This window comes from Actinoallomurus soli, assembly GCF_024055715.1.
Lineage (GTDB): Bacteria > Actinomycetota > Actinomycetes > Streptosporangiales > Streptosporangiaceae > Actinoallomurus > Actinoallomurus soli.
This window is the reverse complement of sequence record NZ_JAMXMV010000001.1, coordinates 725639-748382: the sequence shown is the minus strand read 5'-3', so window position 1 is coordinate 748382 and position 22744 is coordinate 725639. Positions and strand designations below refer to the sequence as shown.

General features: G+C 72.4%; 20 protein-coding genes and 1 tRNA gene. 4 read left to right on the top strand and 17 right to left on the bottom strand.

Going from position 1 to position 22744, the window contains the following annotated elements; translation table 11 throughout:
* Positions 1-3: 3 nt before the first annotated feature.
* The 5 genes from NDW01_RS03480 to NDW01_RS03460 are packed head-to-tail and all read right to left on the bottom strand — an operon-like array spanning position 4 to position 6490.
* Positions 4-933, bottom strand: a complete 930-nt coding sequence (locus NDW01_RS03480) for a dihydrodipicolinate synthase family protein (RefSeq protein WP_252816476.1) — start codon at positions 931-933, stop codon at positions 4-6.
* A complete protein-coding gene (locus NDW01_RS03475) occupies positions 930-1943 on the bottom strand; it encodes an oligopeptide/dipeptide ABC transporter ATP-binding protein (protein WP_252816474.1) in 1014 nt (337 codons plus the stop codon). The genes NDW01_RS03480 and NDW01_RS03475 overlap by 4 nt, the downstream gene beginning before the upstream one ends.
* Positions 1940-3916: a dipeptide/oligopeptide/nickel ABC transporter permease/ATP-binding protein gene (locus NDW01_RS03470; RefSeq protein ID WP_252816473.1), complete on the bottom strand. Its 1977-nt coding sequence runs from the start codon at positions 3914-3916 to the stop codon at positions 1940-1942. The genes NDW01_RS03475 and NDW01_RS03470 overlap by 4 nt, the downstream gene beginning before the upstream one ends.
* Complete coding sequence (locus tag NDW01_RS03465; RefSeq protein WP_252816471.1) at positions 3916-4839, bottom strand: ABC transporter permease; 924 nt, start codon at positions 4837-4839, stop codon at positions 3916-3918. The genes NDW01_RS03470 and NDW01_RS03465 overlap by 1 nt, the downstream gene beginning before the upstream one ends.
* 43 nt (positions 4840-4882) lie before the next feature.
* Positions 4883-6490: an ABC transporter substrate-binding protein gene (locus NDW01_RS03460; RefSeq protein ID WP_252816468.1), complete on the bottom strand. Its 1608-nt coding sequence runs from the start codon at positions 6488-6490 to the stop codon at positions 4883-4885.
* A gap of 137 nt (positions 6491-6627) precedes the next feature.
* Here NDW01_RS03460 and NDW01_RS03455 point away from each other — a divergent pair, with 137 nt between their 5' ends.
* A complete protein-coding gene (locus NDW01_RS03455; protein ID WP_252816466.1) occupies positions 6628-7392 on the top strand; it encodes a FadR/GntR family transcriptional regulator in 765 nt (254 codons plus the stop codon).
* A 30-nt stretch (positions 7393-7422) separates the two neighbouring features.
* On the opposite strand, the gene NDW01_RS03450 is transcribed toward NDW01_RS03455, so the two are convergent.
* Both NDW01_RS03450 and NDW01_RS03445 read right to left on the bottom strand, forming a co-directional pair.
* Complete coding sequence (locus tag NDW01_RS03450) at positions 7423-8244, bottom strand: ABC transporter permease (RefSeq protein WP_252816464.1); 822 nt, start codon at positions 8242-8244, stop codon at positions 7423-7425.
* Positions 8241-9185 (bottom strand): ATP-binding cassette domain-containing protein, encoded by a 945-nt coding sequence (locus NDW01_RS03445; RefSeq protein ID WP_252816463.1) that lies wholly within the window; start codon positions 9183-9185, stop codon positions 8241-8243. Before NDW01_RS03445 ends, NDW01_RS03450 begins: the two co-directional genes overlap by 4 nt.
* A gap of 83 nt (positions 9186-9268) precedes the next feature.
* On the opposite strand from NDW01_RS03445, the gene NDW01_RS03440 reads away from it, so the two are divergent.
* The gene (locus tag NDW01_RS03440; RefSeq protein WP_252816461.1) at positions 9269-10021 is read left to right on the top strand and encodes a TetR/AcrR family transcriptional regulator; all 753 of its coding nucleotides are present in this window, start codon (positions 9269-9271) and stop codon (positions 10019-10021) included.
* A gap of 245 nt (positions 10022-10266) precedes the next feature.
* Here NDW01_RS03440 and NDW01_RS03435 read toward each other — a convergent pair.
* Together NDW01_RS03435 and NDW01_RS03430 are read right to left on the bottom strand one after the other, a co-directional pair.
* A tRNA-Pro gene (locus NDW01_RS03435) sits at positions 10267-10340 on the bottom strand.
* A gap of 110 nt (positions 10341-10450) precedes the next feature.
* Positions 10451-11323, bottom strand: coding sequence for a polysaccharide deacetylase family protein (locus NDW01_RS03430; protein ID WP_252816459.1), 873 nt, complete (start codon positions 11321-11323; stop codon positions 10451-10453).
* 159 nt (positions 11324-11482) lie between these two features.
* Here NDW01_RS03430 and NDW01_RS03425 point away from each other — a divergent pair, with 159 nt between their 5' ends.
* Together NDW01_RS03425 and NDW01_RS03420 are read left to right on the top strand one after the other, a co-directional pair.
* The gene (locus NDW01_RS03425) at positions 11483-13192 is read left to right on the top strand and encodes a PHP domain-containing protein (RefSeq protein ID WP_252816457.1); all 1710 of its coding nucleotides are present in this window, start codon (positions 11483-11485) and stop codon (positions 13190-13192) included.
* A complete protein-coding gene (locus NDW01_RS03420) occupies positions 13189-13743 on the top strand; it encodes a hypothetical protein (protein ID WP_252816455.1) in 555 nt (184 codons plus the stop codon). Before NDW01_RS03425 ends, NDW01_RS03420 begins: the two co-directional genes overlap by 4 nt.
* A gap of 18 nt (positions 13744-13761) precedes the next feature.
* On the opposite strand, the gene NDW01_RS03415 is transcribed toward NDW01_RS03420, so the two are convergent.
* The 8 genes from NDW01_RS03415 to iolC are packed head-to-tail and all read right to left on the bottom strand — an operon-like array spanning position 13762 to position 22603.
* Positions 13762-14922 carry a Gfo/Idh/MocA family protein gene (locus NDW01_RS03415; protein WP_252816453.1) on the bottom strand — a complete coding sequence of 387 codons (1161 nt, stop codon included), beginning with the start codon at positions 14920-14922 and terminating at the stop codon, positions 13762-13764.
* A gap of 15 nt (positions 14923-14937) precedes the next feature.
* Complete coding sequence (locus NDW01_RS03410; protein WP_252816451.1) at positions 14938-15828, bottom strand: ATP-binding cassette domain-containing protein; 891 nt, start codon at positions 15826-15828, stop codon at positions 14938-14940.
* Positions 15825-16880: an ABC transporter permease gene (locus NDW01_RS03405; RefSeq protein WP_252816450.1), complete on the bottom strand. Its 1056-nt coding sequence runs from the start codon at positions 16878-16880 to the stop codon at positions 15825-15827. Before NDW01_RS03405 ends, NDW01_RS03410 begins: the two co-directional genes overlap by 4 nt.
* Before the next feature lie 20 nt (positions 16881-16900).
* Positions 16901-17893 carry a sugar ABC transporter substrate-binding protein gene (locus tag NDW01_RS03400; RefSeq protein WP_252783771.1) on the bottom strand — a complete coding sequence of 331 codons (993 nt, stop codon included), beginning with the start codon at positions 17891-17893 and terminating at the stop codon, positions 16901-16903.
* Between the two features lie 15 nt (positions 17894-17908).
* Complete coding sequence (gene iolD / locus NDW01_RS03395) at positions 17909-19789, bottom strand: 3D-(3,5/4)-trihydroxycyclohexane-1,2-dione acylhydrolase (decyclizing) (protein ID WP_252816447.1); 1881 nt, start codon at positions 19787-19789, stop codon at positions 17909-17911.
* Positions 19786-20748: a 5-deoxy-glucuronate isomerase gene (locus NDW01_RS03390; protein ID WP_252816445.1), complete on the bottom strand. Its 963-nt coding sequence runs from the start codon at positions 20746-20748 to the stop codon at positions 19786-19788. Before NDW01_RS03390 ends, iolD begins: the two co-directional genes overlap by 4 nt.
* Positions 20745-21635: a Cgl0159 family (beta/alpha)8-fold protein gene (locus NDW01_RS03385; RefSeq protein ID WP_252816443.1), complete on the bottom strand. Its 891-nt coding sequence runs from the start codon at positions 21633-21635 to the stop codon at positions 20745-20747. The genes NDW01_RS03390 and NDW01_RS03385 overlap by 4 nt, the downstream gene beginning before the upstream one ends.
* Positions 21632-22603 (bottom strand): 5-dehydro-2-deoxygluconokinase, encoded by a 972-nt coding sequence (iolC, locus tag NDW01_RS03380; protein ID WP_308211624.1) that lies wholly within the window; start codon positions 22601-22603, stop codon positions 21632-21634. Before iolC ends, NDW01_RS03385 begins: the two co-directional genes overlap by 4 nt.
* Positions 22604-22744 lie beyond the last annotated feature (141 nt).

Here is a 22744-nt window from a genome sequence, read left to right as displayed (position 1 = left end):
GGGTCAGATGAGGGCGGCTTCGGACAGGAAGGTCTTGACCTGGTCGATCTCGGCGGCGTCGAGCGGCACCTGCGGCAGCGCGGTCGTCGGGGAGGCGATGACGCCGCGCAGGTGCAGCGCCGCCTTGAACGCCCCCAGAGCGGAGGAGCTGCGGCCCATGTGCGGGCCGCCGACGTGCACCAGCCCGAAGAGACGGAACAGCCGCTCCTGCTCCTCGCGCGCGGCGGTCCAGTCGCCCCGCTTCGCGGCCTCGTACAGGCGGACGTAGGCGTGCGGGTCGACGTTGCCCAGGCCGGGGACGACGCCGTCGGCGCCCATCCACAGCGCGGAGTCGACGGTCAGCTCCGAGCCGGTGAACACGGCGAACGACTCCAGGCCGCGGTCGCGGCGGCCCAGGATGACCTCCCGCAGCCCGGCCTCGTCGCCGCTGGAGTCCTTGAGCCCGGCGAGCACGCCCTCGGCGGCAAGCTCCAGCAGCACGTTCGCGGTGAGCTTGCTGTGCACGGACGCCGGAAGGTCGTAGGCGTACACCGGGATGTCCGCCACGGCCGCGATCGTCCGGAAGTGCGTGGCGATCTCCGCCGGATGGGTGCGCGCGTAGAAGGGCGCCGTCGCGACCAGGGCGGAGGCGCCGGCCTCGACCGCGACCCGCGCGTGGTCGGCGACCCGGGGCGCGGTCATGTCGATCACGCCCGCCAGCACCGGTACCTGCCCCGCGACGTGGCCGATCACGGTGTCCAGCACGGTCCGGCGGTGCCCGTCGGGCAGGAACGCCGCCTCCGACGACGAACCGAGGACGAACAGCCCGTGCACGCCGCCCTCCAGCAGGTGGTCCACCAGCCGGGTCAGCGAGGCGGTGTCCACCTCGCGCTCCGGGGTCAGCGGGGTGCAGACGGGAGGAATGACCCCGGACAGTGGTGCGGCGTTGATCATGGACGCTCCTGTGCTTGGGTGATGAGTTCGCGGTCGGTGGCGCCGGCGAGGACCGGGTGATGGCAGCGGAAGAAGCCACCGGCGTTCTCCGCCGGCGCGGGCATCTCGGCGGCGCAGGTCTCGTCGGCCTTCCAGCACCGCGTGCGGAAGGGACAGCCGGAGGGCGGCCGGGTCGCCGACGGCACCGGGCCGATGAGCGGAATCGGGTCGATCGGGGACAGCAACCCGGGCGTGGCGGAGAACAGGGCGCGGGTGTACGGGTGCCGGGCCGCGCCCGGCATCGCCCCGGCGGGCGCCTGCTCGACGATCCGCCCCAGGTACATCGTCACGACGCGGTCGCTCATCCGCCGCACGGTCTGGATGTCGTGGGAGACGAAGACCATGGCCAGGCCCAACCGCTCCTTCAGGTCCTGCAGCAGGTTGAGGATCTGCGCGCGGACCGAGACGTCGAGCGCGCTGGTCGGCTCGTCGGCGACCAGCAGCCGTGGCTGCAGCGCGAGCGCGCGGGCGATCGCGACCCGCTGCCGCTGTCCGCCGGACAGCTGGACGGGCAGCCGGTCCGCGGCGCTCGCGGGCAGGCCGACCAGGTCGATGAGCTCGCGGACGCGTTCCTCGCGATCGTCCGGGGTGCCGGAGCGCTGCACGTCGAGGGGGTCGCGCAGGATCCGGCGCACCGGCAGGCGGCGGTTCAGGGCCGTGGACGGGTCCTGGAAGACCAGGCCGATGTTCGACCCGATGGCCTCGCGGCGGGCGGCGCCGGACAGGGACCAGACGTCGCGTCCGTCGAAGGCGACGGTGCCCGCGGTCGGCCGCTGCAGGCCGACCAGCACCCGGGCGAGGGTCGACTTCCCGCACCCGGACTCGCCGACGACGCCGATCGTCTCGCCGGGGTGGACGGTCAGGTCCGCGCCGGTCAGCGCGTACACGCGGTCGCGGCTGAGCAGGCCGCCGGAGCGCGCCTTGTGAACGACGTGGACGTCGGTCAGCTCGACGATTGACGCAGAAGTCATGACCCCTCCGGCGGGTCGGCAGGCGCGGTGGCCGCGCCGGCGGCGGACAGGGAGGCGGAGACGTCGCCCGCCGGGTGGTGACAGGCCACCGCGTGCAGGCGGCCCCGTCCCTCCAGGCGTGGAGTCTCCACGTGGCAGACCTCGGTGGCGGCGGGGCACCGGTCGGCGAACCGGCAGCCGGCCGGGAAGTCGGCGGGCGAGGGCACCACGCCCGGGATCTGGGTGAGGCGTTCCGCGCCGGACTCCAGCGACAGCACCGAGCCCAGCAGGCCGCGCGCGTAGTGGTGGGCGGGGTTGCCGACGACGGCCGGTGTCGCGCCCTTCTCGACGATCTGCCCGCCGTACATCACGACCACGCGGTCGGTGACGTCGGCGACCAGCGCGAGGTCGTGGGAGACGAGGATGAGCGCGAAGTCCAGCTCCTCGCGCAGCCGCAGCAGCAGCTCGATCACCTGGGCCTGGACGGTCACGTCCAGCGCCGTCGTCGGCTCGTCCGCGATGATCAGCTTGGGATCCCGGGAGAGGGCCATCGCGATGAGCACCCGCTGGCGCTGCCCGCCGGACAGCTCGTGCGGATACGAGGACAGCGTGCGTGCGGGGTCGAGGCCGACGAGCTCCAGCAACCCCTCCGGCGTGCGCCGGCCGCCGCGCCGGACGACCTGCTTGAGCTGGGCCCGTACGGTCATCGCCGGGTTCAGCGACGACAGCGCGTCCTGGTAGATCATCGCCATGTCGTGGCCGAGCAGCCGCCGCCGGTCCCGCGCGGACATCGACAGCAGGTCGCGGCCGTCGAAGACGATCTCGCCGCCCACCCGCGCGCCGCGCGGCTGCAGGCCCATGACCGTCAGTGCGGTCAGGGACTTGCCGCAGCCGGACTCGCCGACCAGGCCGAGCACCTCCCCCGCCCGTACGTCGAAGGAGATGCCGTCCACGATGTCGACGCCGTCGTGGCGGCCTTCGAAACCGATCCTCAGGTCCTTCACCCGCACGATGGGGTCGCCGTCCGGCAGTGGCCGGGCGCGTTCGGCCAGGCGACGGCCGGCCTCCGCGAGGCCCTTCAGCTCGATCACCGGGCCGGGCGCCGCCCGCCGCGTGGTGCCGGTCCGCGTCGTCTCCGCCCGGCGCGCGGCCGGCGCGGCCCAGGCGTCGGAGACGCCCTCGGCGAGGACGTTCAGGGCGAGGACCGTGATCAGGATGAGCAGGCCGGGGAAGACGGTCGCCCACCATCCGCCGGTGAGCACCATGTTCCGGCCGTCGGCGATGACGCTGCCCCACGAGGGGTCCGGCGGGCGCACGCCCGCGCCGACGAACGACAGGGACGCCTCGAACACGATCGCGTCGGCCACCATCACCGTGCAGAACACCAGGACCGGCGCGGCGCAGTTGATGGCCACGTGCCGGAGCAGGATGTGCGGGGCGCGGGCGCCGATGACCCGCTCGGCCGCGACGTAGTCCTCGCCGTACTGGGCCAGGACGTTCGCCCGGACGACGCGGGCCACCGACGGCATGTAGAGGAAGGCGATGGCCAGGACCAGGACGGGGATGCTCCCGCCGAAGACGGCCACCAGCACGGCGGCGAGCGCGATGCCGGGGAAGGCCATGATGACGTCGAGCGTGCGCATGATCGCCTCGTCGACGGACCTTCGCGAGGTCGCGGCGACGGCGCCGATGACGCCCCCGCAGACGAGGGCGATCGCGGTCGCGCCGAGCCCGATCACCAGCGACCAGCGCGCGCCGTACAGCAGGCGCGAGAAGATGTCGCGGTTGGCGCTGTCCAGACCCATCCAGTGGGACGCACTCGGGCCGCCGCCGGCGGCCTCCTGGACGTACGGCGAGTGCGGCGCGAGCACCGGGGCGAGCACCGCGGCGAGGATGATGACGACCACGACGCCCAGGGAGATCCAGGACGCCGGGCCGAGGCGCCGGAAGCCGATGCCCGCACGCGACAGTCGCGTCGCCAGTCCACTGCGCATCAGGCGGCGCTCCTCAGTCGGGGGTTGACCAGCATGTACAGGACGTCGATGAGGAGGTTGACGACCACGAAGCCGACCGCGATGGTGATCACGACGCCCTGCACGACCGCCGGGTCGCCGTTGCGCACCGCGGTGATCATGAGCTGGCCCATGCCGGGCAGCGCGAAGATCGTCTCGATGACGACCGCGCCGCCGAGCAGGTAGCCGACCCGCAGGCCGAGCACGGTCAGCGGGTTGATCAGCGCGTTGCGCAGCACGTTGCGACCGACCACGACGACCGGCGGCAGGCCGCTGCCGATGGCGGTCCGCACGTAGTCCTTGTCGAGCTCCTCGACCATCGACGTGCGGATGATCCGGGTGAGGTAGGCCGCGATGGGCAGCGACAGGGCGAGCGCCGGCAGCGTCAGCGACCGCAGCCAGCCGCTGACCGAGTCGGCCGGGTTGATGTACCCGCCGGTCGGGAACCAGCCGCGGTCGACCGCCAGGTACTGGATCATCAGCAGCGCCAGCCAGAAGGCCGGTGAGGCGACCCCGACCAGCGACACCAGCCGGATGACCTGATCCGGCCAGCGGTCCCGGAAGATCGCGGCGATGACGCCGAACAGGGTCAGCTGGAGGGTCAGCGGCAGGGCGGTGGCGATGGAGCTGCGCACCGGCGCCTTGGTGAGCGCGCTCGTGCCCATGTCGCCGTGCAGCAGCCGGCCGACGAACCGCACGTACCGCACGGGCAGGGGGTCGAGCAGGCCGTTCTCCACCTGGAACCGGTGGATCTGCTCCGCGGTCGGGTTGGCGCCCTGGAAGTAGGCGTACTCCGGCTTGTTGTCGGAGAACCGCATGACGATGAAGACGAACAGGACCACGCCCAGCAACAGGGGGATCAGGATGAGGACGCGGCGCACCAGCATTCTGGCGATCGCTGCCACGGGTGCCTCCTGAGGATTCGGATCGGGGGACGGAGGCGGGCGGTCAGACGCGCTTGGCCTGCAGCAGGTTGACGCCGGGGTACGCCTGGGCCCGGACGCCGGTGAGCTTCTTGGGGTTCCACGCGGTCATCAGCTCGGTGTGCAGGACCGGGTAGAGCACGGCCTGCTCGGCGATGACGTCGAGGTACTGGTGCAGCAGCTCGAGCTTCTTGGTCTTGTCCGGCTCCCGGGTCGCCCGGTCCATCAGCGCGAACAGGGACTTGGCGTCCGAGCTCTTGTCCCACTTGGTGTACTTCATCCAGGTGCCGCCGGACGTGTAGTTGTAGCGGAGGATCAGGTCGGCGTCGAGGCCGAACTGGTTGGGGTTCGAGGCGGCCGCGACGACCTGGTAGTTCTGCGACTGGTCCATCTTGGTGAACAGCGCGCTGGTGTCCTGTGGCTCGAGCGAGGTCTTGACCCCGATGGCGTTCCAGGAGTTGGCGATGGTCGGCAGGCAGTCGGCGATCCAGCTGACGTTGACCGCCATCAGGTTGATCGACAGGTTCTTCACGCCGGCGGCGGCGAGCAGCGACTTGGCCTTGTCCGGGTTGTAGTCGTAGACCGTCTTGGCCGGGGCGTACGCCGGGTTCTCCTTGTTGAGGAAGCTGCTGGCCGGCGTGCCGTGGCCCTTGAGCGCCACGTCGATCATCTTCTTGGTGTCGATGGCGTAGAGCAGCGCCTGGCGCACCCGCATGTCGTCGAACGGCTTCTGGGCGGTGTTGAACATCAGGAACATGTGGTTCATGCCCTTGCCGCCCTCGACGGTCAGCCCCTGCTTGCGGAGCTGGTCGATGTTGGCGTACGGCACGTTGTCGGCGATCTGCGCCTCGGCGCCGCCGCCGGAGATCTTCGCGACCCGGGCCGAGGCGTCCACGATCGACAGCCAGTTCATCTTCCTGATCGCCGGCTTGCGGGGGCCGTTGTAGTCGGCGAACGCCTCGAAGGTGGTGTTGGACTTCGGGTGGTGCGCGGTCATCTTGTACGGGCCGGAGCCGACGGCCTTGCCGTTCTTGGCCGCGTCCCAGCCGCCCGGCTGTCCGAAGACGTGCTTGGGCATGATCTTGGCGATGGTCAGCCGCTGCAGCGCGTCGGGGAAGGAGAACGTGAAGACGAGCTCGACCGAGGTCTCGTCGACCTTGCGGACCTCCTTCAGCCAGGTGGTGAAGAAGGAGGACACCAGCGTGGAACCGTCCTGCACGCGGTCGAAGGTGAACAGCACGTCGTCGACGGTGACCGGCTGCCCGTCGTGCCACTTGGCGCCAGGCCGCAGCGTGAACTTCCAGGTGGTCGCGGAGGGGTCCGCCGGGAGGGCCGTGGCCAGTGCCGGGTACGGCGCGCGGGTGATCGGGTCGGTGTCGACCAGCCCCTCGTAGATGTGGTTGTTGCCGGCCATGGCGAACGCCGACGCGGTCATCGTCGGGTCCCAGGTCTGGTCGTTGCCGTAGCCGATGACCACGGTGACGAGGTCCTTGTCGCCACCGGAGCCGGCCGAGCCGGTCGAGGCGGGGCCCCCGCACGCGGAGACCGTGGTGGAGAGGGCGGCCGCGGCGCTCATTATCCCGCTGTAGCGCAGGAATTCGCGGCGGCTGAAGGCGGATCGAGGAGCGCTCACGGTGTCTCCCGGTGGGGGGCTGTCAGGCAGGCACGAGATTCGACGGAGGACGTGGGACGTCCCACGTCCATCTGATAGCGTCGGAGACTAGAAGTCGGTTACGTTTGGCGTCAAGAGCAGATGACCAGGAGATGTCCGTGACGTTGCGCGACGATCGCCCCCTCGCCGAGCCCGGTAGGCCGGCCCCCGCCCGAGGCCGTCGGCTGAGCCGGGCGCTCGAAGTGCAGGAAGCGGTCAAGGAACTGATCGTCCGACGCGGGCTGACCGCCGGGGATCCGATGCCGACAGAGACCGAGCTTATGCAGGAACTGGACATCGGGCGCAACTCGGTACGAGAGGCGCTAAAGGCCCTCCAAGCCGTCGGCATCGTCGACATCCGCCACGGCTTCGGCATGTTCGTCGGCCAGATGTCACTGAACGGCCTGGTCGACGAACTGGCCTTTCACAGCCGGATCACGCCGCAGGACGAGCAGAGCCACCTGGCCCACCTGATCGAGATTCGCGAGCTCCTGGAGAACGGCCTGGCCGCGCGCCTGATCGACCGGCACGGCGGCGCGGACCTCACCGACCTGCTCTCCCCCGCCCGTGAGGCGCTCGAGCGGATGGAGGCCGAGGCGCTCGTCGGCGCCGTCTCGCCGGAGGCCGACCGGCTCTTCCACGACGCGCTCTACCGGCCGCTGGGCAACCCGCTGGTCGGCCGGCTCCTCGGCGCGTTCTGGCAGGTCTTCCACCAGCTCAGGGACGAGCTGGGCACCCCGGACGAGACCCCGGAGTACGTCGCCCGCAAGCATCGCGACATCTACGCCGCGGTGATCGCGGAAGATCGGGACGCCGTCGAGACGGCGATGGTCGCCCACTTCGCGGGCATCCGCACCCGCCTCGCCCGCCTCCGCGACGACTGACCGAGGCCCAGCCGCCTCCGCCTGCCCCGCCTACCGTCCCTTGCGCCTATAGGTGCGGACCGACAGGGGGACGAAGATCAGCAGCAGCGCGGCCGACCAGAGCAGGACGGTGGCCACCGGATGCGCGAGCGGCCAGGCCAGGTCCCCGGACGGAGCGCCGGGGTTGCCGAACAGCCTCCGGGAGGCCGCCGTGAGCGCGCTCACCGGGTTCCAGTCGGACAGGAACCGCAGCCACCCCGGCATGCCGCCGGTCGGGACGAACGCGTTGGACAGCATGGTGAACGGCAGGAACAGCGGTACGAACTGGTCGGCGGCCTGTTCGTCCCGCACCACCAGGCCCACGAAGGCGCCCACCCAGCTCAGCGCGTACCGCAGCAGCATCATCAGCAGGAACGCCTCGACCGTGGGGATCAGGCCGCGATGCGGCCGCCAGCCCACCAGCAGGCCCGCCCCGACCATGATGGCCAGCGACAGCAGGCCGGTCAGGGAGTCGGCGCCGGTCTGCCCGAACGGTACCGCCGACCGGGCCATCGGCATGGACCGGAACCGGTCCATCACACCGCGGGCGGCGTCGGTGGCCATCCGTGTCATGACCCCCATCACCGCCAGGAAGGTCACCATCGCGAACAGCCCGGGCATGAGGTACTCGCGGTAGTTCCCCCCGCCCGGCACTTGGATCGCGCTGCCGAAGACGTACCCGAACAGCACGACCATGACGGCTGGAAAGATCAGTGCGGCGACGAGCTCCCCGGGGTTCTGCCGCAGGCGCCCCAGCTCGCGGCCGACCAGGGTCAGCCCGTCGGTGAAGGTCCAGAGCAGTCGGCGACTCGTCGGCGAGGTGAGGGCGGTCATCGGACGGGCTCCTTCCGGTCGGTGAGGCGCAGGAAGACCTCGTCGAGGGTGGGGCGGCGCAGCCTCACGTCGGCCGCGGCGACCCCGGCGCGGTCGAGCTCGCGCACGACGTCGGCGAGGCGGAGGCCGCCGCCGGGCAGGGCGACGCTCAGCCGGTCGGCGTCCATCGTCGTGGGGCCGGTCCCGGCCAGGGTGGTCAGCACGGTGGCGGCCGACCGCAGCGCGGCGGGATCCTCGACGACGACGTCGAGGCGGTCCCCGATCGTGGCCTTGAGCTCGTCGGGAGTGCCCGTGGCGATCACCCGCCCCTGGTCGACGACGGCGATGTCGTCGGCGAGCCGGTCGGCCTCGTCCAGGTACTGCGTGGTGAGCAGCACGGTGGTGCCGTCCGCCACCAGCTCGCGGACGCTGTCCCAGATCTCGCCGCGGCTGCGCGGGTCCAGGCCGGTGGTCGGCTCGTCCAGGAAGAGCACCTCGGGGCGCAGAATGAGGCTGGTGATCAGGTCGAGGCGGCGCCGCATCCCGCCGGAGTAGCCGGCGACCTGGCGATCGGCGGCGTCCGTCAGGCCGAAGCGTTCGAGCAGCTCGTCGGCCCGCCGGTGCGCCTCGCGCCGGGGCAGGTGGGAGAGGCGCCCGAACATGCGCAGGTTGCCACGGCCGGTGAGCTTCTCGTCCACGGCGGCGTGCTGGCCGGCGAGCCCGATCCTGGCCCGCACCTCCCCGGCCTGGCGGACCACGTCGTACCCGGCGATGCGGGCGTGTCCGGCGTCGGGGTCGGACAGGGTCGCCAGGATGCGCACCGCGGTCGTCTTCCCCGCGCCGTTCGGCCCGAGCACGCCGCAGACCCTTCCCCTCGGGACGCTCAGGTCCAGGCCGCGCAGCGCCTGAACGTCGCCGAAGGACTTGCGCAGCCCCTCGGCGAACACGATCGGATCCGCCATGAACCCTCCACTGGGTACGTCGTACGCGATTATGCGGCCGAGGTTAGGTCACTGGGTACGATGTACGCAAGTGAGGGAGGATCGTGAGCGACGCCGAGTACGTGAACATCTGGATGCGGCCCGAGCGCCCGGCCCGCGGACCGAAGCCGACCTACAGCCGCGCGCAGATCACCGAGGCCGCGGTTCGGATCGCCGACGCCGAGGGGCTGGAGGCCGCCACCATGCGGCGCATCGCCGCCGAGATCGGCGCCGGCGCGATGTCCCTCTACCGGTACGTCCCGAGCCGCGACGACCTCATCGCACTCGTGGCCGACCGGCTGATGGGCGAGATCGACGTCGAGGGCATGCCCTCCGGCGACTGGCGCGCGGACCTGACTCGCTACGCCACCGAGGTCCGGGCCATGTGGCTGCGGCACCCGTGGATCGCCACCGTGCACCGGTCGCTCCCCGGCTTCGGCCCCAACCAGCTGCGCCTGATCGAGCGGGTGATGGGAGCCCTCGACGCCCACGTCCCCATCGATGAGAATCTGGGCCTCATGGCCATCCTCACCGGCTACGTCGAGGGGACCGTCCGGGAGGAGGTCAGCTCGGCCGAGGAGCTGCGCCGCAGCGGCCTGAGCGAGTCGGAGTGGATGGCGCGGAGCCACCCGCGCATCCAGCAGCTGGTGGAGAGCGGGGAGTACCCGATCTTCACCAAGATCGTGATGGAGGCGGGCCGGCTGCACCTGAGCCGCGACGAGCAGTTCCGCCACGGGCTGGAGCGCGTCCTGGACTGCATCGCCGCCGCTCTCCCCTCAGCGACCGGGCCGGAAAGCGAAAATCCACCGAACCCGTAGGTCCGGAGGGCCGGCGAGGTCCTCTCAAGGGGTCCCGCCTGGCCGGTGACGCCCTCGACCTGCGGCAGTCCTGCAATCGCGACCAAGAACGGGATGCCTGACAGGCTGCTCGCGATGGTCGAATCGGGCGAGATCGCCCATGCGCACACCCGTGCGCGGTCCGACCGGCCCCGGGAAGCAGTCAGGGCCCCGTCTCACCGAAGTGATCCAGGGCCCTGACCTGCGGCCGAACTAGCCGCACTGTGTCGGGACGGCGGGATTTGAACCCACGATCTTCTGACCCCCAGTCAGACGCCTTACCAAGCTAGGCCACGTCCCGGTGCCCGCCGCGAGCGAGCGGAACAACTCTAGCGCAGACGGCGACCTCTTCGCGCATCGTGGGGAGCGGCGGGCGATCTCGCCGGTGGCCGCGTCGGGGTCTTCCGGTGGTCAGTGCAACTGGTCGGAGAGACGGACGAAGCGGTGCCCCGAGGCCAGGAGGCGCGGTACGGCGGCGATGATCCCCTGGGCCGTGCCGTGTTCGGGGTGGTTCATGTGGCAGATGACGATGGAGCCGGCGCGGGCCGCGGTGACGGTACGGCGGACCTCTTCGGGGCTGAAGGTCGCGCCGCCGTCCCCGTTGACGGTGAAGCCCACGACGCGTTCTCCCAGGTCGGTGACGATACGGACCGCGACGTCGTCGCAGTAGGCCGTTCCCGGCCGGAAGAAGCGCGGCGGCGCGCCCAGGGACCGCGCGAGCTTGGCGTGGTTGCCGGCGACCTCGTCGTACACCTCGCCGGCGTTGCGCGTACCGGCGATGCCGTAGGCGGAGCGCCCGGTGACCGAGAGCGGACGGTGGCGGGTGCCGTGGTTGGCGATCTCGAACAGCGGCTCGCGGGCCAGCTCGCGGAAGACCGCCCGGTTGGCGTCGATCCAGCGCGAGTTCAAAAAGAGCGTCGCCGGCACCTCCCGCTTGCGGAGGAAGTCGATGAGGCGCCGGTCGTAGCCGGCGCCGCCCGGCCCGCCGCAGGCGTCGAAGGTCAGCGCGAGCACGCGGTCGGTGGTGGGCAACGCGCGGATGATCCCGGGCGTCTCCAGGCTCCAGACGTGCGGCTTGCGGTGGCCGTACCGGGCCACGATCTCCGCGCGGGTCACCGCGGGCGGCGTCGCCGCGGTGGTGCGCGGCAGCGCGTGCGGCGTGCCGTCCTCGGACGCGCGGCGGGGCGTGCCGGGGGTCGCGGGGCCACCGGCCGGTGAACGTGTGCATCCGGCGAGCGCGGCGGCGACCGCGCCTGCCAGAACGGCACGGCGACTGACGGACATCGGCTCCTCGTCAGGTCGTGAGAAAGGGAGATCAGGATCACCGTTCAGTGGTAAGAGGATGGCAAAGCGGATGCTCCGCGTTCCGTGGCCGTTCATCGGCCCACGTCAGGGTGCGTCGCGTAGCCGATCACCGCGGTCGGCGGGACGCGAGGGACTGACATGGGCCACGGGCACCACCACCATCACGATCACCACGATGGCGAGCCGGGCGAGCTTCCGCCGCTGCTGGACGCCTCGATCCCGGACAAGGAGCTCTCGCCGTCGGAGGTCTCCCGGCGCAACCTCCTGCGCGGCGCGGGCGTCCTCGGCGCCGGCGCGGCCGCCACGACCGTCCTGGGCTCCTCGGCCGCCGCCGCGGCCACGCCCGCGAGCGCGGCCCAGGTCGCGTCGTCGTCGCACCAGCCGCGCGGCGGCTACCTCTGGCTGGCCGGCGACCACCACATCCACACCCGGTACAGCTCCGACGGCATGTACCGGGTGATCGACCACGTCCGGCACGCGAACGCCTTCGGGCTGGACTGGATGGTCATCACCGACCACGGCAGCGTCCAGCACGCGAAGATCGGGGTGGAGAAGGTCAACCCCGACATCGTCGCGGCCCGGTCGCAGATCAAGGACACCCTGGTCTTCCAGGGGCTGGAGTGGAACATCCCGGCCGCCGAGCACGGCACGGTGTTCGTCCACCCGGGCGAGAACGAGGTCGCCGTGCTCAAGGAGTTCGAGAACTCCTTCGACGGCGTCGTCAAGAACGCGACCGCCGGCACCTCCGCCAACGAGGCGCTCGCGATCGCCGGGGTGAACTTCCTGGCCGACGCCGTACGCCGCCGCAAGATCGGGGACGCGCTGTTCCTGGCCAACCACCCGGCCCGCAAGGGCATCGACTCTCCGCACGAGATCCGCGGCTGGCGGGACGCACAGCCGCAGATCGCCGTGGGCATGGAGGGCGCCCCCGGTCACCAGGCCGGCGGCATCCCCAAGCCGAACGGCCCCGGCTCGGCGCGCGGCCTGTACGACAACAGCCCGAGCGCCGACTCCTTCGCCGGCTACCCGCTGGAGAGTTACCGGACCTACGGCGGCTTCGACTGGATGACCGCGACCGTCGGCGGGCTGTGGGACAGCCTGCTCGCCGAGGGCAAGCCATGGTGGATCACGGCGAACTCCGACTCCCACACCGTCTACGCCGACACCGCCACGCGCGGGCCGAACAGCGACTTCAACACGAACGGCCACTACGAGGACCCGGTGTACGGCGGCGGCCTCAACCTCGGCCAGACCGACTTCTGGCCGGGCTTCTACAGCCGCACCCACGTGGGCGCCACGTCCTTCTCGTACGCGGCGGTCATGCAGGCGCTGCGGGAGGGCCGCGTCTGGGTCGACCACGGCGGGCTGGTCAGCGGCCTGGACGTACGGGTGCGTGTCGCGGGGAGCGGGCAGCGAGGCGTCCCGCTCGGCGGGGTGCTGCACATCCGGAACGGCAGCCGGGTCGAGCTGACGGTGACCGTCGACCTGGCCGGGCACCCGAACTGGGCGCAGTTCACGCCGGCCCTCGCGCGGGTCGACGTCATCCAGGGCGACGTGACCGGCCCGGCGTCGGACAGGGACGCCTTCGTCGCGCCGAACACGAAGGTCGTCAAGTCCTACGAGGTCGGCAAGAACGCCGGCTCGGTGACGTTCACGTACGCGCTGGGCGCCGTGGACAAGCCGGTCTACCTGCGGCTGCGCGGCACCGACGGGAACCGGAGCGCGGTCGGCCTGCGCGGCGCCGCGGTCGACCCGCACGGCCCGGCGATCGACGCGCTCGGCGACGCCGACCCGTGGAAGGACCTGTGGTTCTACACGAACCCGATCTGGGTGCTCCCCCGGCGATGACCGCTCCGTTCATCGTGGGCGCCAGCGACGGCTCGCCCACCCTCGCGGCGGCCGAACACCTCCTTCATCGGCTGTTCGAGGAGTTCGGCCGCCCGGCGGGCGCCATCGGCTGCACCCATCTGGTCCGGCTGGGCCGGTCGCACGTCGCGGTCTCCCTCACCGTGGCTGCCGTCCCCGAAGAAGTCCCGGCCGGACTCGGAGCCGCGTGCGAGGAGCGCCGCTGGGGCCCGTCGGACCTGGCCGAGGCCGCTGCTCAGGCCGTCCGTGAGCACGCCGGGCGTTCCGCCGGGCGCGCGGTGTTCTTCCCCGGCGCCGACCGCGTCACCGGGGCGCTCAGCGTCGGAGAGGTGCTGACGGCGTCGGCGATCGACGAGGTGGTCGTGCTCGGCGGCGGCCCGCCCGGCCCGGCGGACCGGTTCGACGCGCGCGGGCACGTACGGCCCGAGTGGCGGTCCGGCCGCCTGACCCTGGCGGCCATGCCCGGCGGCGGGGACGTGCTGGTCCCCTTCGAGGTCGCCGACCCCACCCCGTGCTGCGCCGACCACGCCTGACGTCGCCGAGGCGGATCGTCACAGGTCGATCCAGGCCCCGGTGGCGGCGGAGCGGGCCATGGCCTCCAGTGCCTCGGCGCCGCGTACGGCGTCCTCCGGGGTCGGTCCGTGCGGCACGCCCTCCTCGACGCCTCTGAGGAAGGCGGCGGCCTCGACGACCTTGGTGTCGTCGTAGCCCATCGCGATGCCGGCGCCGGGCTGGAACCGCGCGTACTCGCCGTCCCCGGGGCCGGGGAACACGGTCTGCGCGGGCTGGTTCAGGTAGTCCCCGCCCGCGGAGACCGTCAGCTCCCCGGCGCGCCGGAAGTCCCAGGCGACCAGTCCCCCGCTCCCCTGCACGGCGAAGCCGTAGGCGTTCTGCGACCCGACCTCGGTGCGCCCCGCCTCGAAGGTGACGCGGACCCCGCCGCGCGTCCGCAGCAGGGCGCAGACGTAGTCCTCGTTCTCGACCGCGCCCGTCGGACCGTCCGGCGTGTCCACGACCGCGTAGTGGCTGCCACCGGGCGCCGCGAGGGGCCGCCGGGGCACGAAGACGGCCGTGTCGGCGACGACCCGTTCGAGGTCGCCGAGGAGGAAGCGTACGAGGTCGACCCCGTGCGAGCCCAGGTCGCCGAGCACGCCGGAGCCGCCCTGCGCCCGCAGGAACCGCCAGCTGAGCGCGCCGGCGGGATGCGCGGCGTAGTCGGTGAGGAAGTGGACACGGGCGTGGGTCGGCGTGCCGATGGCGCCGTCGGCGATCAGGCGCCGGGCGCGGGCGACGGCGGGGAGGTTGCGGTAGTTGAACCCCACGGTCGCCTGGACGCCCGCCCCGGCGACGGCCTCGGCCACCGCGCGGGCGTCGTCGGCGGTCAGGCCCACCGGCTTCTCGATCCACAGGTGCCTGCCCGCGCGGGCCGCGGTCACCGCGACGTCCCGGTGCAGGGTGTTCGGCACGGTGATGCTGACCGCCTCGACCTCGGGGTCCGCGAGCAGGGCCGCCCAGTCGGCGTACACGCGGTCCGGGGTGTAACGGGCGGCGAAGTCCTCCGCCTGCGCCGGGACGGAGTCCGCCACCGCCACCAGGCGCGTCCGGATCCGCAGCTCCGGATAGTGGTGGGGCAGCCGGGCGTACGCGCGGGCGTGGACGTGCCCCATCCACCCGGCGCCGATGACCCCGACGCCGAGCACGCGTTCCTCCAACGTTCCTCCCCGCTCTCAGGAGCCCTGCTCGGGCGGTGCGGCGGCCTCGCCGGACAGCCCGGCGACGTCCTGTTCGAGCTCTTCCGCGACGCGGCCGAGACCGGCGTCGGCGGCGGCCGTCCCTTCGAGCTCATGGCTGAGCTGTTCGAGCTCCTCGCCGCCGGCCATCAGGGTCGTGAGCCGCTCGCGGGTGATCTCGCCCTTGGCGTAGGTGCCGAGTGGTCGCCCCCGGTTGAGCAGCAGGAACCGGTCGCCGACCGGGTAGGCGTGGTGCGGGTTGTGGGTGATGAACACGACGCCGAGTCCCCGCTCCCTGGCCCGCATGATGTAGCGGAGGACGACGCCGGCCTGTTTGACGCCGAGCGCGGCGGTGGGCTCGTCGAGGATGAGCACCTTCGCGCCGAAGTAGACGGCGCGGGCGATGGCGACGCACTGGCGTTCGCCGCCGGACAGGGTGCCGATCGGCTGGTCGACGTCGCGCAGGTCGATGCCCATGTTGCGCAGTTCGGTGCGCGTCGTGTCGCGCATGAACCGGATGTCGAGGCGGCGGAGCGGTCCGGCGCCCCTGCGGACCTCCGAGCCGAGGAAGAAGTTGCGCCAGACCGGCATGAGCGGGACGACGGCGAGGTCCTGGTACACCGTCGCGATGCCGCGTTCGAGTGCCTCGCGCGGGGACCCGAAGCGTACGGGCTCGCCCTCGACCTCGTACGTGCCCGCGTCGGCCTGGTGCATCCCGGAGATGATCTTGATGAGGGTGGACTTGCCCGCGCCGTTGTCGCCGAGCACGCAGGTCACCTCGCCCGCGCCCACCTCCAGCGACACGCCGGTCAGCGCGACGATCGTCCCGTACCGCTTCTCGCAGCCGGTGAGGCGTACGAGCGGCGCCCGCGTGGTCGTTCCACTCATCGGGCGGCCTCCGTTCGCCGGCGGACCCAGAGGTTGAGGAGGGTGGCGAGGAGCAGCATCGCGCCGAGGAAGAACTTGAACCAGTCGGCGTTCCAGCCCGCGTACACGATGCCCTGGGTGGTCATCCCGAAGATGAACGCCCCGGTCGCGGCGCCGATGGCCGAGCCGTACCCGCCGGTGAGCAGGCAGCCGCCGATGACCGCCGCGATGATGTACAGGAACTCGTTGCCGACGCCCTCGCCGGACTGGACGGTGGTGAAGGAGAACAGCAGGTTCATGCCGGTGAACCACGCGAGGAACCCGACGGTCATGAACAGGCCGATCTTCACGCGCCGGACCGGCACGCCGACCGCCCGCGCGCTCGCCTGCGCTCCCCCGACCGCGAAGATCCAGTTGCCGACGCGCGTCCGCAGCAGCACCCACGTGGCGACCGCGGTGAACAGCAGCCACCACACCACGCTGATCCGCAGGGACAGGCCCCCGAGGTCCCACTCGGCGGCGAAGACCTTCCGCGCCGTCCCGAAGCCGTCCATGTCGGAGATGTCGGGGCTGGCGACGTTGCCGGTGATCACCTTGGTGATGGCCAGGTTCAGGCCCTGCAGCATGAGGAACGTCGCCAGCGTCACCAGGAAGCTCGGGATCCCGGTCCGCATGACGAGGTAGCCGTTCAGCGCGCCGACGCCCAGCGCCAGCAGCAGGCCGACCGCGATCCCGACCCACAGGTTCAGCGTGAGCTGGAAGCTCAGCATGGACGCGACCAGCGCCGAACTCGTCACGGCCACGCCCGCCGACAGGTCGAACTCACCGCCGATCATCAGCAGCGCCACCGCCACCGCCGGGATGCCGATGGTCGAGCTGGCGTACAGGATCGTCGCGAGGGCGTCGAGCCCGCGGAACGGCGGGGCGACGGCGAAGAAGAACACGTAGATGACCACCGCGCCGGCCAGCGAGCCGGCCTCGGGCCGCGCCAGCAGCCGGGCGAGCGCGGACCGCCGGGCGGACCGCTCGTCCGCCGTGGCGGGCGCGGCGCCCGCGTCCACCGCCTGACTCATCGAGACCTCCGGGGCCATCGTCAGCGGGTGCCGCGCGAGGCGTACTTCGCGACCGCGGCCACGTTCGTCTTGTCGACGAAGTACGGGCCGGTCGGCGTCGCCCTGCCGCCGCCGAGGACGTTGCCGTTGGTCTTGTAGAGCCAGAGCGAGTCGACCGCGAGGTAGCCCTGCAGGTACGGCTGCTGGTCGACGGCCCACTCGACCGTGCCGTCCTGGACCGCCTTGACCATGGCCGGGTTCATGTCGAACGCCGCGACCTTGGCCGGGCTGCCCGCGTCCTTGACCGACTGCAGCGCGGTCAGCGCGAACGGCGCCCCGAGCGCGACGACCCGGTCGATGCTCTTGTCCTGCTTGAGCTTGGCCGCGATGGTGGACCGCACGGACGGCATGTTCGTCCCCTGGACGTACACCTTGTCGGTCTTTCCGGAGAACGTCTTGGCCAGGCCGCCGCAGCGCGCCTCCAGCGAGACCGAGCCCTGTTCGTGCAGGACGCACAGCACGTGCTTGGCCCCTTCGGCGCTCAGCCGCTTGCCGGCGCTCTCCCCCGCGAGGCTCTCGTCGGAGCCGAAGAACTCCAGCGCGCCGACCTTCTGCCAGTCGTCCACACCGGCGTTCAGGACGACGACCGGGATCCCGCCGCCGGAGGCCTTCTTGACGGTGCCCGCCATCGCGTCCGGGTGCGAGAGGGTGACCGCGATGCCGTCGACCTTGCTGTCGATGGCGTTCTGCACCAGGGTGGCCTGCTTGTCGCCGTCCGGGTCGTTGGAGTAGACGAGCTGCACGTTGTCCTTGGCGGCGGCGGCCTCGGCCCCCTTGCGGACGATGTCCCAGAACGTGTCGCCGGGCGCCTGGTGCGTGACCATGGCGATCTTCATCCGGGGGGTGTTCGCCTTGCCGGCGCCCGTGTCGGCGGCCGACTCCTGGGCCTTCTTGCCGCCGTGACTGCTGCACGCGGTCACGGCGAGGGCCAGGGCGGCCAGGAGGATGCCGGCACGCCTACCTGTTCGAAGCATCGTGTCTTTCCGTCCTCACTGTGTCGGGCCGAGGTGGGGGCGTTGCGCGGCCTTGGCGGCCTCGTACTCGGCACGGGCCTTGCGGGTGCTGTCGAGCGCGGAGACCTCGGCCACCGGAACGTCCCACCAGGCGTCCGAGGACGGCGCGGGCGCCAGCGGGTCGGTCTCGACGTGGACGACGGTCGTGACCTTCGCCTCCCGCGCGCGTTCGAGCGCGGCGCGGAACTCCGCGACGGTCGTCGCGCGCAGCACGTCCGCGCCGAGGCTCGCGGCGTTCGCCGCGAGGTCGACGGGGAGGAGGTCGCCGTCGAGCAGGCCGGTCTCGGGGTTCCGGTAGCGGTAGCTCGTGCCGAACCGCTGGGACCCCAGGGACTCCGACAGTCCGCCGATCGAGGCGAAGCCGTGGTTCTGGACGAGCACGATCGTGAGCTTGATCCCCTCGGCGACCGCCGTGACGATCTCCTGGGCCATCATCAGGTAGGACCCGTCCCCGACGAGGACGTGGACCTCCCGGTCGGGGGCGGCCATCTTGATCCCCAGCCCGCCGGCGATCTCATAACCCATGCAGGAGTAGCCGTACTCGACGTGGTACTGCCGCGGGTCCCGGGCCCGCCACAGTTTGTGCAGGTCGCCGGGCATGCTGCCGGCGGCGTTCACGACGACGTCGCGCGGGCCGGCGACCTCGTTGACGACGCCGAGGATCTCGGTCTGCGCGGGCAGCGGCCCGTGCCCGAGGTGGTAGGCCCGGTCGACGACCCGCCCCCAGTCCTCGGCGAGCCGCCGCACGCGGCCGGCGTACGCGGCGTCGACGCGGTGACCCGCCAGGGCTTCGGTGAGCGCCCGCAGCCCCTCCCGCGCGTCGGCGACCAGGGGAACGGCGGAGTGCTTCGCGGCGTCGAACGACGCGACGTTCAGGTTGACGAAGCGAACGTCCGGGTGGGCGAAGACGGTACGGGACGCGGTGGTGAAGTCGCTGTAGCGGGTGCCGACGCCGAGGACCACGTCGGCCTCGCGGGCCAGGGCGTTCGCGGCGGCCGTGCCGGTGGCGCCGACGCCGCCGACCGCGCAGGGATGGTCCCACGGCAGCGAGCCCTTGCCCGCGTGGGTCTCGGCGACCGGGACGCCGGTCGCGTCGGCGAAGGCGAGCAGGTCGCCGGCGGCGTCGGAGTAGGTCACGCCGCCGCCCGCGACGACCAGCGGCCGCTCCGCCCCGCGCAGCGCCTCGACCGCACGCGCCAGCTGCGCGGGCTCGGGAACCGGCCGGGGCACGTGCCACACCCGCCGCGCGAACAGCTCCTCCGGCCAGTCGTACGCCTCGGCCTGCACGTCCTGCGGCAGCGCGAGGGTGACCGCGCCGGTCTCGGCCGGGTCGGTGAGCACGCGCATCGCGGCGAGCAGCGCGGACGGGAGCTGCTCGGGGCGATCGATCCGGTCCCAGTACCGCGACACCGGCCGGAACGCGTCGTTGACCGACACGTCGGCGGACCGGGGGTCCTCCAGCTGCTGCAGCACCGGGTCGGCGACCCGGGTGGCGAAGACGTCACCGGGCAGCAGCAGCACCGGGATCCGGTTGATCGTGGCGAGCGCCGCGCCGGTCACCATGTTGGTCGCGCCGGGCCCGATCGAGGACGTGCACGCGAACGTGGCGAGCCGGTCGCGCATGCGGGCGTAGCCGACGGCGGCGTGCACCATCGCCTGCTCGTTGCGGGCCATGTGGTACGGCAGGTCGGCGTCGCCCGTACGGTGCGCCTCCAGGAGGGCCTGGCCGAGACCCGCGACGTTGCCGTGCCCGAAGATCCCGAAGCAGCCCGCGAAGAACCGCTGCTCGTGGCCGTCCCGCTCCGACCACTGGGCCGCCAGGAACCGGACGACCGCCTGTCCGACGGTGAGCCTCATCTCTCCTCCTCGGTGGTCGAGGTGAGGGGAAGCCGGGGGTCGATCTCCTGGCCCTCCCACGTGCCGCGCACCCAGGCGTGCGCGGGGTCGTCGCAGATCCGCCACGCGCGCTCCGGCGAGGGACCGGCCATCACGTTGAGGTAGTACAGGTCGTAGCCGGGCACCGCCATCGACGGGCCGTGCCAGCCGTGCGGGATCAGCACCGTGTCGCCGGTCCGCACCTCTTCCAGCACGTCGATCGGCCGGTCGGCGGTCCCGTACACGCGCTGGTACGCCATCGGGGCGGGGCGGGTCTCCCCCGGCCGGCCGGCCCCGGCCGACTGCGTCTCTCCCGGCCGGCCGACCCCGGCCGGACGCGTCTCTCCCGACCAACCCGCCCCGGCCGACCTCCCGGCGTCGCGCACCTCGAAGTAGTAGATCTCCTCCAGCACGCTCTCGCCGGGGCGGTCCTCGTCGTGCTTGTGCGGCGGGTAGGACGACCAGTTGCCGCCGGGCGTGATCACCTCGCAGGCGATCAGCCGGTCGGCCTCGAACGCCTCAGGCGTGCAGAAGTTGTTCACCTGCCGTGACATCTGCCCCGCCCCGCGCAGTTCGACTGGAACGTCCTCGGCCGGGCCGTACCGCGCGGTGAGGCGGTTCTCGCACCGGGCGGCGGGCAGCGCGAACCGGCCGCGCCCGGTCACCGTCACCGCGGCGTCGCGGGGCACGTAGGCGAAGTCGGTGACCCGGGTGAAGACGCTCCGCCGCCCGCGCAGCTCGAACGTCTCGCCGTCGCAGGAGACGCGGCAGGACCCGGACAGCGGCAGCACGAGCGTCTCGTACGGGCCGGTCTCGAAGGTGTGCGCGCCGTCGAGTTCGAGGACGCGCAGCGCGGAGTAGGTCCACCCGGCGGTCTCCGGAGTGATCTCCAGGGCGTACGGCCCGGCTCCCGTACCGCCCGCGGGCAGGTAGTGCGTCATCCCAGAACCTCCACCGCGGCGTCGACGGCGCCGGCGACGTCGTCGCCGGCCGGATACAGCAGGCTGCGGCCGGCGACCAGGCCCTTCACGGTCGGCAGCCGCAGGGCGCGCTCCCAGCGGGCCAGCGCGGCGCCGGGGTCGTCGGGCACCTCACCGCCGAGCAGCAGCGCGGGCAGCGTCGAGGCGGCCAGCACGCGCTCCATGTCCTCGACGACCGGGACCTTGAGCCACGTGTACGCGGAGGTCGTCCCCAGCCCCGCGGCGATCGCGATCGCCCGGGTCATGGCCTCGGGCGTGAGGACGTTGCGCACCCGGCCGTCGACGCGGCGCGAGATGAACGGCTCGACCAGCGCCATCAGCCCGCCGCCGGCCAGCTCCGACACGGCCCGCGCGCAGGACTCCAGCGTGCGGGCGGTCGCGGGGTCGGTCTCGTCGATGCGCAGCAGCATCTTGCCGCCGTCGAGGCGACGGGCGGCGATGGCGCGCGCGTCGTACGCGGTGAACCGGTCGTCGATCTCGAACGCCGACCCGGCCAGGCCGCCGCGGTTCATCGAGCCGAGCACGACCTTCTCGTCGAGCGCGCCGAGCAGCAGCAGGTCCTCGATGACGTCGGGGGCGGCGAGCACGCCGTCGACGCCGGGGCGGCTGAGCGCGAGGCAGACGCGTTCGAGCAGGTCCGGGCGGTCCGCCATGGCCAGCGGCCGGTCGCCCGCGCCGAGGGACCCGCGCGCCGGGTGGTCGGCGGCCACGATCATCAGGCGGCCGTTCGGGCCGAGCAGCGTCCCGCGCCGTACGCGCCGCGCCGCCGCCTCGGCGACCGCCAGGGGCCGCGAGGCCCGGACCTCGGTCAGCGCCGCGACCCGTTCGGCGAACGCCTCAGTGATCACTCGCCGCCTCCCCGCGCCGCCGCCATGAGCTCCTCGACCTCGGCGGTGGCCGGCATCGCGGGCGAGCAGGCGAGGCGGGAGGCGACGATCGCGCCCGCGGCGTTCGCGAACCGCACGGTCCGCTCGACGTCCCAGCCGGCGAGCAGGCCGTGGCACAGCGCCCCGCCGAACGCGTCCCCGGCGCCGAGTCCGTTGACGACCTCGACCTCCACCGGCGGCACCTCGACCGCGTCCACGCCCCCGGACGCCGAACGGGTCGCCGCCAGCACGCCCTTCGGCCCGCGTTTGACGATCGCCAGGCGCACGCCGCGGGCCAGCAGCGCCTCGGCCGCCGCGTACGGCTCCCGCTCCCCCACGGCGACCGCGCACTCCTCGACGTTGCCGACCGCCACGGTGACGTGCTCCAGGGCCGCGCGGATCCGGCCGCCCGCCTCCTCCGGCGACGGCCAGAACATCGGCCGGTAGTCCAGGTCGAGCACGGTGTCCCGCCGCCGGGACCGGGCGGCCAGCGCGGCGAGGGTCGCCGTACGGCTCGGCTCGTCGCACAGGCCCGTGACGGTGGCCCAGAACATCCGGGCTGCGCGGATCGACGGCAGGTCCAGCTCGTCGGCCTCGATCTGCAGGTCCGGGGCCTTGGGATACCGGTAGAAGTACAGCGGGAAGTCGTCCGGCGGGAAGATCTCACAGAAGGCCAGCGGGGTGGGCAGCCCGGGAACGGCCGTGACGAACCGGTCGTCCACGCCGTACTCCCGCAGCGCCGTGTGGACGTACCGGCCGAACGGGTCGGCGCCGGTCCGGGTGATCACCGCGGTCCGGTGACCGTGCCGCGCGGCCGCGACCGCCACGTTGGTGGGGCTGCCGCCGAGGTACTTGCCGAACGTCTCGACGTCCTCCAGCCGGACGCCGACCTGCAGGGGGTAGACGTCGACACTAACCCGCCCCATCGTGATCAGATCGTGCGGACTCACGGAACGGACCACCTCCGGCACGCCGGCGTGTCGCCGGTTCACGGTTCGTTCACCGGCGCTCCCAGCCTCCGCAGGGGATGACCGCATGTCAAGAGTTTGTCCTGACATAAGAACGTATTACCGTGGAGGCAGCGACCGCTC

Bases quoted from the DNA above. Each gene is read 5' to 3' on its own strand.
- NDW01_RS03480 (WP_252816476.1), bottom strand. From the start codon at position 933: ATGATCAACGCCGCACCACTGTCCGGGGTCATTCCTCCCGTCTGCACC.
- NDW01_RS03475 (WP_252816474.1), bottom strand. From the start codon at position 1,943: ATGACTTCTGCGTCAATCGTCGAGCTGACCGACGTCCACGTCGTTCAC.
- NDW01_RS03470 (WP_252816473.1), bottom strand. From the start codon at position 3,916: ATGCGCAGTGGACTGGCGACGCGACTGTCGCGTGCGGGCATCGGCTTC.
- NDW01_RS03450 (WP_252816464.1), bottom strand. From the start codon at position 8,244: ATGACCGCCCTCACCTCGCCGACGAGTCGCCGACTGCTCTGGACCTTC.
- NDW01_RS03445 (WP_252816463.1), bottom strand. From the start codon at position 9,185: ATGGCGGATCCGATCGTGTTCGCCGAGGGGCTGCGCAAGTCCTTCGGC.
- NDW01_RS03430 (WP_252816459.1), bottom strand. From the start codon at position 11,323: ATGTCCGTCAGTCGCCGTGCCGTTCTGGCAGGCGCGGTCGCCGCCGCG.
- NDW01_RS03425 (WP_252816457.1), top strand. From the start codon at position 11,483: ATGGGCCACGGGCACCACCACCATCACGATCACCACGATGGCGAGCCG.
- NDW01_RS03420 (WP_252816455.1), top strand. From the start codon at position 13,189: ATGACCGCTCCGTTCATCGTGGGCGCCAGCGACGGCTCGCCCACCCTC.
- NDW01_RS03410 (WP_252816451.1), bottom strand. From the start codon at position 15,828: ATGAGTGGAACGACCACGCGGGCGCCGCTCGTACGCCTCACCGGCTGC.
- NDW01_RS03405 (WP_252816450.1), bottom strand. From the start codon at position 16,880: ATGAGTCAGGCGGTGGACGCGGGCGCCGCGCCCGCCACGGCGGACGAG.
- NDW01_RS03400 (WP_252783771.1), bottom strand. From the start codon at position 17,893: ATGCTTCGAACAGGTAGGCGTGCCGGCATCCTCCTGGCCGCCCTGGCC.
- iolD (WP_252816447.1), bottom strand. From the start codon at position 19,789: ATGAGGCTCACCGTCGGACAGGCGGTCGTCCGGTTCCTGGCGGCCCAG.
- NDW01_RS03390 (WP_252816445.1), bottom strand. From the start codon at position 20,748: ATGACGCACTACCTGCCCGCGGGCGGTACGGGAGCCGGGCCGTACGCC.